Here is a 15,079-nt window from a genome sequence, read left to right as displayed (position 1 = left end):
GATCACCAAGATCCGCCAATTCATCACCGGCTGGAACGACCGCTGCCACCCCTTCGTCTGGACCAAGACCGCCGACCAGATCCTCACCAAAACGAACCGTCAAAAGATCTCAACCACGGGGTACTAGGTCCGGGGTATGCGCCGCATCGTAGGATCTAGAGTCGACTCTAGATCAAGCTCGACAAACCCCCATGGAGCCATGACCGAGGTCACCCCGAGCCTGAGCATCGGGCAGGTCGCGGAACGCACCGGACTGAGCGTTCATGCGCTGCGGTTCTACGAACGCGAAGGCATCATGTTCAGTCCCGTTCGACGTGGACCGGGTAGGCGCCGCGTCTACAGCGAGGACGATGTGGAGTGGCTGACCCTCTGCATCATTCTCCGGGCGTCCGGAATGCCGCTGCCCGCGCTCCGCCAGTACACCGAGCTGGTCAGGCAGGGCGAAGGCAACGAAGACGAACGGCTCGAACTGCTGCGCCTGCACCAGACCCGGGTGACCGCCCAGCTCGCCGAGCTCGGCAGGTGCCTGGACCTGATCAACTTCAAGGTCGGGGTGTACGAAGACATCGTGGCTCACACCGCGGCTGACCCAGCCCGCTAGTGCAGCGGTTCGCGGCGACGGGCCCTCCTCCGGCAGAGTACGCAGGACGTGCCGCCGACGTGCCCCGACACGACTGACACCGCTGACCGCCCTGACCCCGTGTATGCACACCATCGGGGTGGTGGTTCGCGGCGAACCACCACCCCAACGCTGTTCGCTGCGGGAGCCGGACTCACACGTGTGCACGCCCTTCCCGATCGAGGCTCTTCGAGAGAACCCTGCCGGCGACCGCCAGACCGGCGGCTGCGAGCACGATGTCCTTGATGACGTACTGCGCCTCCAGGGTCGGGCCATTCCCGAACAGTTCGCCCGCGAAGATCACCAGCGGGGACATGATCCCGACCAGCGCCCCTCCCAGGACCACCAGTCCCGACCGAAGGAACCGCCCGGTCACCATGGTGAGACCGATGAAGGTCTCGGTGACGGCCGTGAGCATGAGCGCGGCCCCGCCGGACACGATGCCGAAGGTCAGCCGGTCGATCGTGGCGATCGCGAGGTCCTCGGCGGGGCTCAGACCGGGCACGAACTTCAATGCGCCGAAGAGGCAGAAGACCAGCCCGAGACTGACCCGCAGGACGGTGATGCTGTGTGCGTTCAGCCAGTCGGCAACCTGTGATGCAGCCGCCTGGACCCCGGCGGGGATGCCCGGTCGCCCGGACCGCGAGGTGAGAGATAGCTGTGACATGTCCCTTGCTCCGTTTCCTTTTCCTACGGCGAGTACGTCAAGACTCGCGTGGAGCAGGGGGGTGCCGAATCCTTCGCGTGACGGCATTGGCGCTAGGCCGGCAGGCGCATCTGGCGATCTCCGCAGCCGCGCCCGGGCGGAGTAGCGCCTACGCGAGATGACGTATCCCGACGGGCATGAGCCGGTAGATCTGGTCGGGAAGATCCGGCCACCGTGGTTGACGAAACTTTCGCCGCTGTGGACAGAATCGTCAGAACTCCGTACGCCCGAATCGCCTGAGACGGAAGGCACCACGTGAACGACGAGGACCGCTACCTGTTCGACCTGCAGGGCTACCTGACGATCCCCGACGCCATTCCCGCCGCGTTGCTCGCCCGCCTCAACGGGGCGATGGACGAGGCGATCGAGCGGGAGGCCGAGCCGGGGATGCGTACGCACCGGTTCGGGCGGCTCCTGGAGCGGGACGCGGCGTTTCGCGAACTGATCGACCTACCGTCCGTGACCGGGATCCTTGCCGGAGTCATCGGGCCCGACTTCCGGCTCGATCACACCTACGCCGACGTGATCCGCTCCGGAGACGGGCCGATCGGCACGGTGCTACACGGGGGTGCTGTGCCGTTCCGCGCGTCGGAGTACTACACGGTGACAGCGGGCGAGATCCGCAGCGGCCTGGTCGCGATCGGGTTCAACCTCAAAGACGTCGGGCCCGACGACGGCGGGTTCGCCTGCGTACCGGGGAGCCACAGGAGTTCCTTTCCGTTCCCGGCGGGGTGGAAGCAGCTGTCCGAGCCGCATCCGTGCGTACGCCGGATCACCGGTCCGGCCGGAACTGCGATCATCTTCACCGAGGCCCTCGTGCACGGCACGCTGCCGTGGCGCGGGGCCGACGAGCGGCGTACGGCGTTCTTCAAGTACAGCCCGGCGGCGGTGTCGTGGTCGGCCAGCTACTACGACGCCGACGACTATCCGGATCTCACCGAGCGGCAGCGGGCCATCCTGGAACCGCCGAACGCGCGCTACCGAGGACGGATCGCCGCACGCCGATGACGGCGCCGTCAGGATGTCAGCAGGTCGGCGGAACGGTCGTCCTCGGGGAGCGGTGGCTCTCGGTGCTCCGCTGCCGTCCGGAGTGCGGCGATCGCGCCCACGCCCATGCCGACGAGGATGCCGGCCATGGTGAGGAGGGTGAGCCCGTCAGGATGCACGATCGACTGCCCGCGAAGTGCCTGCCAGGTGAGGAGGGCCAGTACGGCGGCGTAGCCGGCCACGGCCATGGCGACCAGTCGGACGGCGACCCGCTGACGGTGTAGCAACGGCCACGAACGCGCGAGGAGTTCGAGGGCGATCGCCGCGAGGGGGATCAGTTGCAGGGCGTGCATCCCGACGAAGTGCGGGATCCGCAGGTCACCGCCGACTGTGCTCCACCCGAGGAGGGGGAGCCCGGGTCCACCGTCGGTGAGGCCGACCGTGTGCGCACCGGAGATGGTTTCGCCCTCCGCGATCTGGTCGGAGGTGGGTATCGCCATCAGGAAGCCGAGTGCCATGCCGATGACCGCGAGGATGGCGCCCGCGCGCACCGCGAGGTTCCGCGCCCTGTCCGGACCCGGGTTGAGGAAGAGAGTCACGCAGACGATCAGGGTGGCGACCCAGACCAACGCGATCGAGCCGCCCATGGCCCTCCAGAGCATGGTGTCGAACGTTGTGGCCTGGTTGAAGTGGCTGGTCGTTCCGCGTAGCACCTGACCGACGATGATCAGCATCTCGACGCCGAGGAAGACCGCCGACACGGTGCCCATCCACCAGGCCATACGACGGACCCGCCTGAGCTGGGCGATGAGCCAAGCCCATGTCACGGAGTAGAGGAGAATCGACAGCGCGAACTTCGTCGGCTTGGCCCAGATGGGAAGGCCGGTGACGACACGACCGTCGGCGACGATGCCGACGGCTCCGACGACGGTCAGGACGACCATGGCGGCGGCGACCGTCATCAACGGCTTGTGCCACCGGAACGCCTGCGCCAGCGAGCTGCCGGTTGTGGAACCTCGTTGCGCGGACGAGGTGACTGTCATGGTTCCCCCTCAGAGACGTCGACCGGATCAGTCGGACGATGGTGGAAACTGCTTGGCGGACATGTGTTCCTGCGCGAGTCGCCGGAGTGCCGCGATGAGGACGTCGCCGAGAACGGTGCCGACGAGTGCGGTCTCGGCGCGTGCGTCACGACCCTCGACGGCGGCGACCGCGGCCAGGTCGGCTTCGGCGATCAGTTCGGCGGCCGCGGCGTAGGAGTCGAGGCCACGGACGACCTCGTCCCGGCCCAGGACCGCCAACCGGGCGAGGACCTCCGCCGCGACGGAACGGCTCGGACTTCTGATGCTCAACTGCCAGCCGCGCCGTGCGATCAGCGCGTTGATCGCCGCTTCCGCCTGCGCATTAGCCTCGCCCGAATCGTCGCCGGACCGCGCCGGGGTGAGGGCATACATCGTGGCGCCGAGGGCGTCGTGCATGGACGTGCCCGGAGCGTCGATCACGTTGAGCACGTTGCGGACGTCCGCGACGGACAGCCCACCGACGTCGATCAGGGATCGGATCAGGGTGAGTCGGCGGACGTGCGTCTCGTCGTACTGCGCCTGGTTGGGCGGGGACAGCTCGCCCGCGGGCAGCAACCTCTCCCGGAGGTAGTACTTGATCGTCGGAACAGGTACGCCGGTCATCCGACTCAGCTCGGCCATCCGCATATGGATAGTGTAGGTATCGGATAGCTTCACTGTCTACTAGGCGTCAGGTCAGAGGAACTGCACGAGCGCCGAGCCCGCGACAAGGGTGGCGAGGCCCGTGAGGCGGGCGTGGGTGAATGGCCGGCGTGGCAGTCGGAACCATCCGTAGTGGTCTGCGAAGGCGGACGCTACCTGCTGGCCGGTGACCGTGAGGGCGACCGTGGTGGCGGCGCCGATGGTCGGGATCAGCAGGAAGGTCGCGGTGACGTACGTCGCGGCCGCGGCGCCACCCAGCCATCCCCACCACGGCATGGTGACGAGCGGCCGGATCTGTGGGCGCGGCGTCCGGCCGGTGGCCAGCAGGACGGCGAGGACGATCGCGATCGCCAGTGTGGCCACGAGGAAGCTCACGGTCCCGACGGCGAGCGGCTTGCGAAGGGCCGTACGCAGCAGGGCGTTGACGGCGCCCTGCACGGGCAGGACGGCGCCCGCGACGAGGCCCAGGGCGGTCCACCCGGCACGGGAACCACGCTTCGGCAGTGCGGACGCGCCAGTGACGATCGCCTGGCTGCGGATGACGACAGTGATTCCCACCGGTACCGCCGCGGCACCCAGCAGGACTCCGGGAGACAACGGACTCCGGGGGACTCCGAGGAGGCCGCCGAGGTCAAGGGCGAGCGAGGCGAACACCTGCCCGGTGACGAAGAGGCCCACGGACGCGAGCGCACCAAGGCGGGGAAACAGCAGGATCGCACTCGTGATGTAGATCGGGCTCGCAATTCCACCCAGCAACTTCCAGGGCGTCACTGTGGCGATGTGTGCAATCGCTCCCAGGTCGCCGACGACTGCCGTCACCACGGCCAACAGCGTCGCTGCGATGGCGAGTTGGAGTGTGGCGGCTCCGTAGGGAGTGCCGACCGCCTTGTTCAGTTGGAGATTGACCGACGCCTGCACGGCGAGGAGTCCGCCCACCACGAAGGCGGAGGCGAGGAAGACGGCGTTCATCCCTCGAAGGATAGGTGTAAGTGGACAGACTGTCCACTTACAGTTCCGGGTCTCGACATCGGCGACTCGCACGGGCGGCTACTGGAGACTTCAGACGGGCAGGATGGAAGTGACGTCCGCCACGACATCGCCTGGTCCCGTGCCCTCCGGTCGTAGGGCCGGTGCGTGTCGATACGCTCGATTCCGTGGTGGGGGCTCGAGTCAAACCGGACGCCGTTGTCGCGGTGTTGCGGCGAGAGGATCGCGTCCTCGTGATCCGACGCGGTCCGGAGGCGTCGATGCCCGGATACTGGGCACTGCTCAGCGGTCGGATCGAGCCCGGCGAGAGCCAGGAGGACGCACTCGTCCGCGAGGTCGACGAAGAGATCGGGCTACGAGTCGTCCCAGTCGCGAAGGTGTGGGAGTGTGACACCGACGATGGACAGTACGTCCTGCACTGGTGGACCGCCGAGATCGCCTCGTCGGGCGAGATGAGTCTGGATGCCGGCGAGGTCGGGGAAGCCCGCTGGGTCACCGCGAACGAGTACTTCCGGCTGGAACCGACATTTGACGGCGACCACGAATTCTTCGCCCACGTACTCCCGCGCCTCTGAGACTGAACCAATCCCGGGCTTGCTGCTGGGGTGAGGGCGTGGCATGAGAGTCCGTGTTGGGGAGGGGCGACCCTCATGCAGGATTGGCGTCGAGTTTGCCGCGGAGGAAGCTGCAAGTGCCGTAGGGAACCAAAGGCGTACGTAGATCTGCGTACGAACGGATCCGCATCCGAACGGACGGCCAGCGCGCCCCCTCCGCAGACGATGGTCACATGGAACCAGACACCAACGCCCGGGAACGCCGACGCATTCGCCAAGCGACGGTGGCGACCACGGCGACGGCGACGCCGACCGGCCACCGGGCGCGTCCACGCCGGCTGGGCGCACGTACGCGCAAGGCATTCCTGCTGATCCACATCGCCTCCGCCGGCGCGTGGATCGGCATCGACGTGGTGATGGCCGTGCTGGTGTTCACCGGGTTCCTGACCGACGACAGGGACACCGCGGCCATCGCGTTCCAGGCACTCGAACTGACCACCGTGTGGCCACTCCTCACCACGGGCCTGATCTGCCTGGTGAGCGGCGTCGTCCTCGGCCTCGGTACGAAGTACGGCCTCGTGACGTACTGGTGGGTGGCGATCAAGCTGGTGCTGAACATCGTCCTGACCGCACTGGTCCTGCTGTCCCTACGCGGCGGCGTCGCCGATGTGGCGGAGTACGGCCGGCAGCTCGCCGAGGGCAGCGGCGCCGGCAGTCCGACAACGGACATGCTCTACCCGCCGATCGTCTCGCCGACCGCGTTGATGATCGCCCTGCTGCTCGCTGTCTACAAGCCGTGGGGTCTGATCCGGAAACGTCGGGCGTGATCGGTGGGGTTCGAGCGCAGGGCACGCCCGTCGCGCAAGGTCGACGCCGTGAGGAAGCTGCCGCGCAGGGGGCAGGGGTACGCGCCGAATTGTCGAACGAGCTCACCGGTCGGGGAGGTTGAGTCGCTTCAGGCGTTCGTACGCCCCGCTGATGTGCTTGTCGATGCCGTCCTGGGCGGCCTGCGGATCGCCCAGGGCGAGCGCGTCGCGCAGTTCCAGGTGCTCGATGTAACCGACCTCGTGGAAGTCCGGGAAGCTGGCGTTGCGGGCGCGGAGGAACACCGTGACCTGACCGCGGATGGAGGCCCAGACCCGCTGCACCCGGCTGTGGTCGCAGTAGGCGTAGATGATGTCGTGGAACTGCAGGTCGAGCAGGACCGCGTCCTCGGGATCGATCCTCGTGTCCACGCCCTTCATCTGCTCGAGGACGGCATCCATCTCCTCGAACCCCTTACCCTGCATCCGGGTGCATGCCCGGCTGGCGGCGAGCCGTTCGATGGCGCCGCGGAGGGTGTGAACCTCCTCGATGTCCGCCCTGGTCAGGGTGCTGACGAACGCTCCCCGGTGACGACGCAGCTCGACGTGCCCCTCTACTTCGAGGCGCGCGAGGGCCTGCCGGATGGGGCCGCGGCTCACCTTCAGTGCGTCGGCCAGCACGGACTCCTTGAGGTGCTGGCCAGGTTGGAACGTCCCCGCGGTGATCATCTCGCGGAGCACATCGGTGGCGAGATCGCCAAGAGCGGGCTGCGACGGCAGTGGCGAGTCGATGCTCTCGGGGATCACAGGGGCCCCTCCTCGAGACACACGTTCCGACCTCCAACAGAACGACTCTAGTGGAGCCGTCTGAGTTCGTACATTGTAAACGATTTTCGATTGACAGTTTCCAGGCTACCGCGAGACACTCATGGCCCAGCAGCGCCGTCGGGGGTCGACCGGGGTCATCTCCCCTCGTCTGCGGGAGGTTGTCGCCGCGACGAGGAAGTGCCTCCCTACAAGAAGCAGAGGCAGATCCAGAGCCATGAGCACTGATACGTCCGCCGTACACGTCAGCCGACGAAGGCTCGGGCCGTTCCCGCCCGCGGCTCCCAGCAATCCCGATGCGCCGCACGTGGTGCGGGCGAGCGTCGACGTGGATGCCGCCGCCGGCCAGGGACCCCTCACCCGGGTCTGGGAGAGCTTCGGCTACGACGAGATCAACTGGACCTACACCCCGACCGGCAAGCGCCTGCTCCAGAAGTTCGCCGACTTCTCCGGCGCCAGTTACCACGTCCGGCCGCACTACGTCTTCTGCTCCGGAAGCGGCTTCGGCATCCCGCACTGGGGCAACGGCAACGTCTATCACGAGGACGCCGACGGCAACCCGTACTACGACTTCACCATCGTCGACCAGGCCTACGACGCGATCGTCGGCGCCGGTCACCACGTGATCGTCGAGCTCGCCTTCACCCCGCGCGACCTGGTGCCGCCGGAGGCGGAGGAGCTGAAGGTCGTGCCCAGCCCGACCGTCTACACCTCCTACGAGGCCGGCACCTGGGGGTACCCGCCCAAGGACTACGACAAGTGGGGCGGCCTGATCGCGGCGCACGCGCAGCACTGCCTCGAGCGCTACGGCGAGGAAGAGGTCACCGCCTGGTTGTGGGAGCTGTGGAACGAGCCCGACATCAACTACTGGCGGGGCACCCTGGAACAGTTCAACGAGCTGTACACCGTCACCGCGCGAGCCGTTCGCAGCGTGCTACCGAACGCCAAGGTCGGCGGCCCGACGGTCACCAGCGGCGGCCTGGAGTTCCTCAAGGGATTCCTGGACTACACCTCGAGCCGGAACGAGCCCCTGGACTTCATCTCCTACCACACCAAGGGCTGCTTCTTCCCGACCCGGGACTACCGCCCGGCAAGCAGCCCGCCCGCCGAGCAGCTGAGCCCGTCGTCGACGAAGATGCTGTACGACCTGCGCGAGTTCAACCGCGCGATCGCCGAGTACGAGCAGTATCGGGATCTTCCGGCGATCGTGGACGAGTTCGATGCCGCGGTACCAGCCCACTTCGGCCGCTACGACAACCGCAACTACGAGTTCCAGAACACCGAGTACTACCCCGTGTTCCAGGTCAAGGTGATGAAGAAGATCCTCGACCTGAACGCCAACGAGACCGTCCAGGTCGAGCGGGCGACCTCATGGAGCTTCTACTTCGAAGGCGAGCGGTTCTTCGAGGGCACCCGGTCGTTCCAGACCGCGGGCGGGATCGAGAAGCCGCTGCTGAACGCGTACCGGATGCTTTCCCTGCTGGGCGACGAGCGGATCCGCGCGACCTCCGACGTGGCCTGGAACATCGGTGAGCTGGAGAACACCGACGGCAGCAGCATGCCCGAAGAGGTCGACGTCCTGGCCTCCCGTGCCGACAACGGCGCACTGGCGGTCCTGGTGTGGCGACACACCGACGACCAGTACCAGACCAGCGAACAGGAAACGACGGCCAGTCTCACGGTACGCAACCTGCCGGGCCGTCGCTTCCGGGTGCGGCACTACCGGATCGACGCCGACCACAGCAATGCCCACACGGCGTGGAAGGCGGTTGGCTCGCCGCAGGATCCGACCGACGAGGAGCTCGCCGGGATCAAGGCACGACAGGGGCTCGAGGAGTTCGAGCCCGCTCGCACGGTCGAGGCCGAATCCGGGAGCCTGTCGCTCGAGGTGTCCCTGCCACTCCCGGCCGCGTCGCTGCTGGTCCTGGAGCCCGCCGACTGATCGCGCCGACTGATCGCGCCGACTGATCGCGCCGACAACCAACCTGTGAGCGCGGAGGAATCGAAGGAGCACGAGATGAGCCACGCCGCCGCCGTCGCGTTGAACAACGGCGTGCAGGTTCCCCAGATCGGCTTCGGGGTCTTCCAGGTCCCGCCGGACGCGACCCAACGTGCGGTCGAACGCGCCCTGGAAGTTGGATACCGGCACATCGACACGGCGGCCGCGTACAACAACGAGGCCGGCGTCGGAGCCGCCGTCCGGGCGAGCGGCATTACCCGGGAAGAACTCTTCCTCACCACGAAGCTGCGCAACGGTGAGCACGGCTACGAGTCGACACTGAAGGCGTACGACGACAGCCTCGCCCGCCTCGACGTCAGCTGTGCCGATCTGTATCTCATCCACTGGCCCCATCCGACGGCAGACAAGTTCGTCGACAGTTGGCGCGCGCTGGAACGGATCTACCAGGAGGGCCGGGTCCGGGCAATCGGGGTGTCGAACTTCCTGCCCGAGCACCTGGAGCGGTTGCGGAACGAGACCGAGATCGTGCCGGTCGTCAACCAGATCGAACTGCACCCCACGTACCAGCAGAGCGAACTGACGCAACTGTGCCGTCAGCGGTCCATCGCGGTGGAGGCCTACTCTCCGTTGGGCCAGGGACATGACATCGGTGTGCCGGTCATCGCGGCGATCGCGGATGAGCACGGCGTGACACCGGCCCAGATCGTGCTGCGTTGGCACCTCCAGCAGGGCCACATCGTGATTCCCAAGTCGGTAACGCCGGATCGGATCCGCTCCAACCTCGATGTCGCGGGGTTCAGTCTCACGCCGCAGGAGTTGGCCTCGATCACGGCCCTGGAGTGCGGCCATCGGACGGGGAACGATCCGCGCACCTTCTCCCTCAGCCAGATCCGGTAGCGAACAGCGATGGGAGCCGGCGGGCCAATGACGACCAGATCTGCACAGCTCACCCGGCGCGAGTCGAGGAAGGCACGGCGCGCCTCGACGGTGGACGAGCGGATGGTGGCCCCCGACCGCACCTGGAAGCGGACGACCTGGATCTGGATCTTCCTGCTTCCCACCGTGGTGCTCTACGGCCTCTACACGATCTACCCCATCATCGCCAGCTACTGGTACTCGCTGGTGGAGTGGAACGGATTCGATGCGGACCAGCGGTTCGTCGGACTCCAGAACTACCGCGCGGTCTTCGACGACCCGTTCTTCTGGAACTCGTTCAAGATCACGCTGCTGTTCATGTTGTTGGTGGTCCCGGCCCGGGTGTTGCTCAGCCTGTTCCTGGCCATCGTGCTGAACTCGCCCAAGCTCCCCCTGGTCGGCCTGCTGCGTTCGGCGTTCTTCATTCCGGTGGTCACCACCACGGCGATCATCGGCGTGGTGATGCGGTTCGTCCTCGACCCCGCCAGTGGGCCGATCAACAGTGTCCTCTTCGCCCTCGGCGTGGAGGGAGTCGACTTCCTCGGCAACCAGAACACGGCACTTCCGACCGCCGCCGCGCTCTATGTCTGGAAGTTCTTCGGCGTCACGATGATCTACTGGCTGGCGGCCCTGCAGACGATCCCGCAGGAGATCTACGAGGCGGCCAGGATCGACGGCGCCAATACTCGGCAACTCTTCTTCCACATCACACTGCCGCTGCTGAAGCCGTTCCTGATCATCATCACCGTGCTCACCGTCGAGGAAACCTTCAACAACTTCGACCTGATGTACACGCTGACCGCCGGCGGGCCCTACTTCCACACCGAGATCATCGAGATCTACATCTACCGTTGGGCCTTCGCCGCATCCATCCCGCAGCTGGGACACGCATCGGCGGCGGCAGTGCTCTTCGGACTGCTCGTCGCCATCGTCGGAGCCCTCCAGCTCTGGGGCGTCTTCGCCGCCCGCCGGATGAGGAGATCGAACCCATGACCACTCAGCTGGCCGGGGACCGCCGAGACAAGTTTCCCCGTCGAGGCGGCGATGAGCGCAGCCTCGCGCGCACTCGGCGACGGCAGCGGATCCTGCGCCGCGTGCCCTGGTGGATCGGCGCGGTGTTCCTCGTGGGTACGGCGGCGCTGTGGGTGTTCCCCTTCGTCTGGATGGCGTCGGCGTCACTCAAGGACAACATGGAGATGTTCTCCGGAGGGCTCAACCTCTTTCCGAGCGACTTCGTCTGGGGCAACTACGTCCGCGCCTGGAACGACGCACACTTCGGCCGCTATCTGATCAACACGGTCATTGTCACCCTGGCCACCGTCGTGATCGTCACGGTCAGATGTGCGACCTGCGGATACGTACTGGCCCGTTATCGGTTCAGGGGTTCCAAGATCTTCCTGGGCGTCCTGATCGCGACCCTGTTCGTGCCCACCGGCTACACGATCATCCCGGTCGTCAAGATCTCCATGCAGCTGGGCCTGCTCGACTCGCTGACCGGGATGATCGTCGCCTTGAGCGGTGCGGCGTACGTGTCGGCGATCCTGCTCTACTGGGGATACTTCAGACGGATTCCACGAGAACTGGAAGAAGCAGCGGTCGTCGACGGCGCGGGGTTCGTACGGACGTTCTTCTCGGTCATGCTTCCGCTCGCCATGCCGGTCACCGCGACCGTCGCCGTGCTGACCTTCATCACGACCTGGAACTCGTTCTTCCTACCGCTGGTGTTCTCGTTCAGCCGGCCAAACATCCGGACCGTCAGCGTGGGCATGCAGGCATTCGTCGGGGAGACCGCAACGGACTGGACCGGGATGGCCGCGGCCGGCGTCATCTCGATCGTGCCGGTCGTCGCGGTCTTCATCTTCCTGCAGCGCTATTTCGTGGAGGGCATCTCGGGGGCGGTGAAGTCCTAACTCTCCCTACGCATACGGCTGTGCCCACACGTGTGGGTCAACACAAAGGAGTGGAGTCGATCATGACTGGACTGACACGCCGCGGCTTCCTGGGCGCGGCCTCGGCACTGGCCGCGAGTGGGATCGCGGCCGGATGCAACAATCCGGACAGCACGAGCGGCCCGGGCGGATCGTCGGGTGGCAAGAAGGAGTCCGGAGCTTTGGAGTGGTGGGACCACTTCAGCTCGTACCAGCAACTGCACGACGACTGGGCGGCGAAGCAGTCGTCCGCTTTGGGCACGACCGTCACGCACACCTACTACGACGCGTCCAAGGCACAGCAGGCGTTCCAGCTGGCCCAGCAGGCGAACAAGATGCCGGACGTCTATTCCAACATCATCGGGCTGCCGTTGGCCGCTCTCGTGAGCGGCAACTGGGTACACGAGCTGAGCCTGTCCGAGGAAACGCTGGCGAAGATCCCGGACAACATCCTGACCGACGGGATCACCACCCTCGAGGAGAAGCTGTACGGGTTCCCGCTGTTCAGCTTTCGGCAGAGTACGGCCTTGGTCTGGATGAACAAGGATCACATCACCAAGGCAGGACTCGACCCGGCCGATCCTCCGACCGACTACGCCGGATTCAAAGACGCCCTGGGAAAGCTGAAATCGGCCGGGATCCAACCGATGGCGTTGGCGATGGGAGACGACGGTGGACGCTTCCGGGACCAGGTCGACGACATGGCGCAGGTGGTCGGCTTCCCCGGCTATCAGGGGCTGAGGTTCGACACCGGTGAGTACGCCTACCACGATGACAGCTATGTCACCGTGATCGAGTTCTTCAAGGAGCTCTACGACTCCAAGCTCATGCTGCCGGGAACCAACAACCTCGGCGTGGTCGACGCGCGGACACGGTTCGCGTCCGGAGCGGTCGGGATCTTCATCGACGGCATCTGGTGCGCCGGCGGATCCAAGGCGCTCGTTCCGGAGTTCGTGGACAAGATCGGGGCGGGTCCGATCCTCGCGCCCACGTCTGGAACCGACGTCTGGACGTACCGGGGCCGACCGGGCGCCACCTGGTTCGTCTCGGCAAAGAGCGGCGACCCGGAAGCAGCGTCCAAGTTCATCGAATCGTTCATGACGGAGGAGTATCAGCAGGGCATGATCGCGGCGATGGACCAGCCGCCGCTCAACCTGGACCTGGTCGCCAGCTCCGACGCGATCGACGCGTACAAGGAGAGGGTGGCGTTCTGCAAGGACAACGTCTTCCTGATGCCGCAGGCGATCGTGAAGAATCCCGAGATTGCCGCGGTCGACGCCGAACGCAAGCCGATCACCCCGCATCTGGGCGCTATCCTCCAGGGTTACCTCGGTGGATCGATCAAGGACCTGCGTAGTGAGCTGAAGAAGCTGAGCGACGCCTTCGAGGCCGACCGGGAACAGGCGATGCAGAAGGCCAAGGCGTCCGGCGCGAACGTGTCCGAGGACGACTACGTCTTCAGCGACTGGAAACCCGGCGTCGACTACGCATCGACCGACGGCTGAGGTGCCCCGGTGGGCGGGCCGGCAACGGCGGTGATCACACCATGGTGATCGCCGGAAAGATGATCGCCGGAAAGATGATCGCCGGAAAGACGATCGCCGGAAAGACGATCGGCGGAAGGAGGCGTTGACGTGGCGGCCGAGCAGGTAGGGCGAAGCGTCGTCGTGACGGGTGCGGCGTCGCCGCGAGGGATCGGGCGAGCCACGGCAACCCTCCTTGCCAGCAGGGGGTGGAGCGTCGGGGTCCTGGACATCGACGAGTCGCGCGGAAGGGAACTTGCCGCCGAGCTGGCGGAGACCCACCACGTGGCGAGCTGCAGTGTCGCTGCAGACGTGTCGGACGAGGAGCAGGTGCGAGCGGCGATCGACGCCCTGGAGGCGAGCCTGCCACCGATCGGCGGGCTCGCCAACCTGGCCGGCGTCAGCTCTCCCGTGGGCTATCTGGAACTGACCTCGGCGGAGTGGCACCGGGTGATCAACATCAACCTCAACGGTGTGCACTACGTGACCCGGCGGGTGGCCGAGACCATGGCAAAGAACCGCTTCGGCAGAATCGTCAGCGTGTCATCGGTCTCCGCGCAGCGTGGTGGCGGAACCTACAGCAAGACGCCCTACACCGTTGCCAAGGCGGGCCTGATCGGCCTCACTCGCTCGTTGGCCCGCGAGCTCGGTTCGTACGGCATCACCGTCAACGCCGTGGCTCCCGGGCCGATCGACACCGACATCATGGGTGGCCCGCTCACGCCCGAGCGGAAGGCAGATCTGGCGAAGGACCTCGTCGTCAACCGGGTCGGCGTACCGCAGGACGTTGCCGCCGCGATCGCGTTCCTGCTCTCAGATGAGGCCGGATACATCTCCGGACAGACGCTGAACGTCGACGGCGGCCTCTACATGCACTGACTCCGATCGGCGAAGGGCTCGCGACTTGGCCGAGTCGACCCGGGTTGTCGGTACGAAGGACTAGGTTCGTCTCCATCATCGAGAGAACGGACGGGTCATGACCACCGAATCGACCAGCGTCACGGAGCCGGCGCTGAGCCAGGAGCGTTCCGACCTGCTGGCAAAGCTCGCAACCCACCGGCACTTCCTCCGCTACACCGTCCGCGACCTCACCGACGATCAGGCCAGGCTGCAACCGACGGCCAGCGAGCTCAGCCTCGGCGGCCTGATCAAACACGTCGCCGACACGGAGGAGAACTGGATGCGGTTCGCCGTCGGCGGCGCGGACGCGATGGAGGACGGCTCAGCGGACTGGGCAAACAGGTTCCGCATGGTCGAGGGAGAGACGCTGGCCGGCCTTCTGGACCGGTACGCCGAGGTCGCCCGCAGGACCGACGAACTCGTGGTGTCGCTACCCGACCTCGACCAGTCACACCCGCTGCCGGTGGCACCGTGGTTCGAACCGGGGGCCACGTGGTCGGTGCGGCTGGTGCTGATCCACATCATCGCCGAGACCGCGCAGCACGCCGGCCATGCCGACATCCTCCGCGAATCGATCGACGGCTCCAGGACCATGGGCTGAGCCGCCGCTGACCCTCCTGGGCCCGCGGAGGCCCAGGGGAGAGGCCC

At 66.4% G+C, this 15,079-nt stretch carries 16 protein-coding genes and 1 pseudogene; 12 read left to right on the top strand and 5 right to left on the bottom strand.

All coding sequences use genetic code 11. From position 1 onward, the window contains the following. Together ABN028_RS35320 and ABN028_RS10675 are read left to right on the top strand one after the other, a co-directional pair. Positions 1-127 (top strand): annotated as a pseudogene (locus ABN028_RS35320) (IS630 family transposase); the annotation flags it as partial. Positions 128-199: 72 nt separating this feature from the next. After that, entirely contained in the window at positions 200-601 is a 402-nt protein-coding gene (locus ABN028_RS10675) for a MerR family transcriptional regulator (RefSeq protein WP_349696478.1), read from the top strand. Between the two features lie 172 nt (positions 602-773). Here the strand turns inward: ABN028_RS10675 and ABN028_RS10670 are convergent, their stop codons facing one another. Further along, a complete protein-coding gene (locus ABN028_RS10670) occupies positions 774-1,286 on the bottom strand; it encodes a DoxX family protein (RefSeq protein WP_349325528.1) in 513 nt (170 codons plus the stop codon). A gap of 294 nt (positions 1,287-1,580) precedes the next feature. On the opposite strand from ABN028_RS10670, the gene ABN028_RS10665 reads away from it, so the two are divergent. Then, complete coding sequence (locus tag ABN028_RS10665; protein WP_349325527.1) at positions 1,581-2,333, top strand: phytanoyl-CoA dioxygenase family protein; 753 nt, start codon at positions 1,581-1,583, stop codon at positions 2,331-2,333. An 8-nt stretch (positions 2,334-2,341) separates the two neighbouring features. On the opposite strand, the gene ABN028_RS10660 is transcribed toward ABN028_RS10665, so the two are convergent. The 3 genes from ABN028_RS10660 to ABN028_RS10650 are packed head-to-tail and all read right to left on the bottom strand — an operon-like array spanning position 2,342 to position 5,005. After that, positions 2,342-3,355 carry a hypothetical protein gene (locus ABN028_RS10660; protein ID WP_349325526.1) on the bottom strand — a complete coding sequence of 338 codons (1,014 nt, stop codon included), beginning with the start codon at positions 3,353-3,355 and terminating at the stop codon, positions 2,342-2,344. 27 nt (positions 3,356-3,382) lie between these two features. Then, complete coding sequence (locus tag ABN028_RS10655; RefSeq protein WP_349696477.1) at positions 3,383-4,015, bottom strand: MerR family transcriptional regulator; 633 nt, start codon at positions 4,013-4,015, stop codon at positions 3,383-3,385. A 54-nt stretch (positions 4,016-4,069) separates the two neighbouring features. After that, entirely contained in the window at positions 4,070-5,005 is a 936-nt protein-coding gene (locus ABN028_RS10650) for a DMT family transporter (protein ID WP_349696476.1), read from the bottom strand. A 185-nt stretch (positions 5,006-5,190) separates the two neighbouring features. Between ABN028_RS10650 and ABN028_RS10645 the strand changes: the two genes are divergently transcribed. Both ABN028_RS10645 and ABN028_RS10640 read left to right on the top strand, forming a co-directional pair. Then, positions 5,191-5,598 carry an NUDIX domain-containing protein gene (locus ABN028_RS10645; RefSeq protein ID WP_349696475.1) on the top strand — a complete coding sequence of 136 codons (408 nt, stop codon included), beginning with the start codon at positions 5,191-5,193 and terminating at the stop codon, positions 5,596-5,598. Between the two features lie 212 nt (positions 5,599-5,810). Then, positions 5,811-6,404: a hypothetical protein gene (locus ABN028_RS10640; protein ID WP_349696474.1), complete on the top strand. Its 594-nt coding sequence runs from the start codon at positions 5,811-5,813 to the stop codon at positions 6,402-6,404. 102 nt (positions 6,405-6,506) lie between these two features. On the opposite strand, the gene ABN028_RS10635 is transcribed toward ABN028_RS10640, so the two are convergent. Beyond that, positions 6,507-7,187, bottom strand: a complete 681-nt coding sequence (locus ABN028_RS10635) for a GntR family transcriptional regulator (protein WP_349325521.1) — start codon at positions 7,185-7,187, stop codon at positions 6,507-6,509. Between the two features lie 235 nt (positions 7,188-7,422). On the opposite strand from ABN028_RS10635, the gene ABN028_RS10630 reads away from it, so the two are divergent. The 7 genes from ABN028_RS10630 to ABN028_RS10600 all read left to right on the top strand — a co-directional run bounded on the left by ABN028_RS10630 (position 7,423) and on the right by ABN028_RS10600 (position 15,032). Then, positions 7,423-9,147: a GH39 family glycosyl hydrolase gene (locus tag ABN028_RS10630; RefSeq protein WP_349696473.1), complete on the top strand. Its 1,725-nt coding sequence runs from the start codon at positions 7,423-7,425 to the stop codon at positions 9,145-9,147. Between the two features lie 75 nt (positions 9,148-9,222). After that, positions 9,223-10,062, top strand: a complete 840-nt coding sequence (locus ABN028_RS10625) for an aldo/keto reductase (RefSeq protein WP_349696472.1) — start codon at positions 9,223-9,225, stop codon at positions 10,060-10,062. Between the two features lie 27 nt (positions 10,063-10,089). Continuing rightward, complete coding sequence (locus ABN028_RS10620) at positions 10,090-11,073, top strand: carbohydrate ABC transporter permease (RefSeq protein ID WP_349696471.1); 984 nt, start codon at positions 10,090-10,092, stop codon at positions 11,071-11,073. Next, on the top strand, positions 11,070-11,990 hold the full coding sequence (locus tag ABN028_RS10615) for a carbohydrate ABC transporter permease (protein WP_349696470.1): 921 nt from the start codon (positions 11,070-11,072) through the stop codon (positions 11,988-11,990). The genes ABN028_RS10620 and ABN028_RS10615 overlap by 4 nt, the downstream gene beginning before the upstream one ends. Positions 11,991-12,052: 62 nt before the next feature. Beyond that, positions 12,053-13,513: an ABC transporter substrate-binding protein gene (locus ABN028_RS10610; RefSeq protein WP_349325516.1), complete on the top strand. Its 1,461-nt coding sequence runs from the start codon at positions 12,053-12,055 to the stop codon at positions 13,511-13,513. A gap of 129 nt (positions 13,514-13,642) precedes the next feature. Next, positions 13,643-14,410 (top strand): SDR family NAD(P)-dependent oxidoreductase, encoded by a 768-nt coding sequence (locus tag ABN028_RS10605; RefSeq protein WP_349325515.1) that lies wholly within the window; start codon positions 13,643-13,645, stop codon positions 14,408-14,410. Between the two features lie 97 nt (positions 14,411-14,507). Then, entirely contained in the window at positions 14,508-15,032 is a 525-nt protein-coding gene (locus ABN028_RS10600) for a DinB family protein (RefSeq protein ID WP_349689711.1), read from the top strand. Positions 15,033-15,079: the final 47 nt, after the last annotated feature.

It is taken from the genome of Actinopolymorpha sp. B17G11 (genome assembly GCF_040196095.1).
GTDB lineage: Bacteria > Actinomycetota > Actinomycetes > Propionibacteriales > Actinopolymorphaceae > Thermasporomyces.
The sequence above is the reverse complement of the archived record's forward strand: the minus strand, read 5'-3'. Positions and strand labels throughout refer to the sequence as shown.

What these genes read in the sequence shown, in the direction of transcription:
- ABN028_RS10630 (WP_349696473.1), top strand. Translation starts at nt 7,423, where the DNA reads ATGAGCACTGATACGTCCGCCGTACACGTCAGCCGACGAAGGCTCGGG.
- ABN028_RS10670 (WP_349325528.1), bottom strand. Translation starts at nt 1,286, where the DNA reads ATGTCACAGCTATCTCTCACCTCGCGGTCCGGGCGACCGGGCATCCCC.
- ABN028_RS10660 (WP_349325526.1), bottom strand. Translation starts at nt 3,355, where the DNA reads ATGACAGTCACCTCGTCCGCGCAACGAGGTTCCACAACCGGCAGCTCG.
- ABN028_RS10615 (WP_349696470.1), top strand. Translation starts at nt 11,070, where the DNA reads ATGACCACTCAGCTGGCCGGGGACCGCCGAGACAAGTTTCCCCGTCGA.
- ABN028_RS10675 (WP_349696478.1), top strand. Translation starts at nt 200, where the DNA reads ATGACCGAGGTCACCCCGAGCCTGAGCATCGGGCAGGTCGCGGAACGC.
- ABN028_RS10625 (WP_349696472.1), top strand. Translation starts at nt 9,223, where the DNA reads ATGAGCCACGCCGCCGCCGTCGCGTTGAACAACGGCGTGCAGGTTCCC.
- ABN028_RS10610 (WP_349325516.1), top strand. Translation starts at nt 12,053, where the DNA reads ATGACTGGACTGACACGCCGCGGCTTCCTGGGCGCGGCCTCGGCACTG.
- ABN028_RS10655 (WP_349696477.1), bottom strand. Translation starts at nt 4,015, where the DNA reads ATGGCCGAGCTGAGTCGGATGACCGGCGTACCTGTTCCGACGATCAAG.
- ABN028_RS10650 (WP_349696476.1), bottom strand. Translation starts at nt 5,005, where the DNA reads ATGAACGCCGTCTTCCTCGCCTCCGCCTTCGTGGTGGGCGGACTCCTC.
- ABN028_RS10640 (WP_349696474.1), top strand. Translation starts at nt 5,811, where the DNA reads ATGGAACCAGACACCAACGCCCGGGAACGCCGACGCATTCGCCAAGCG.
- ABN028_RS10600 (WP_349689711.1), top strand. Translation starts at nt 14,508, where the DNA reads ATGACCACCGAATCGACCAGCGTCACGGAGCCGGCGCTGAGCCAGGAG.
- ABN028_RS10620 (WP_349696471.1), top strand. Translation starts at nt 10,090, where the DNA reads ATGACGACCAGATCTGCACAGCTCACCCGGCGCGAGTCGAGGAAGGCA.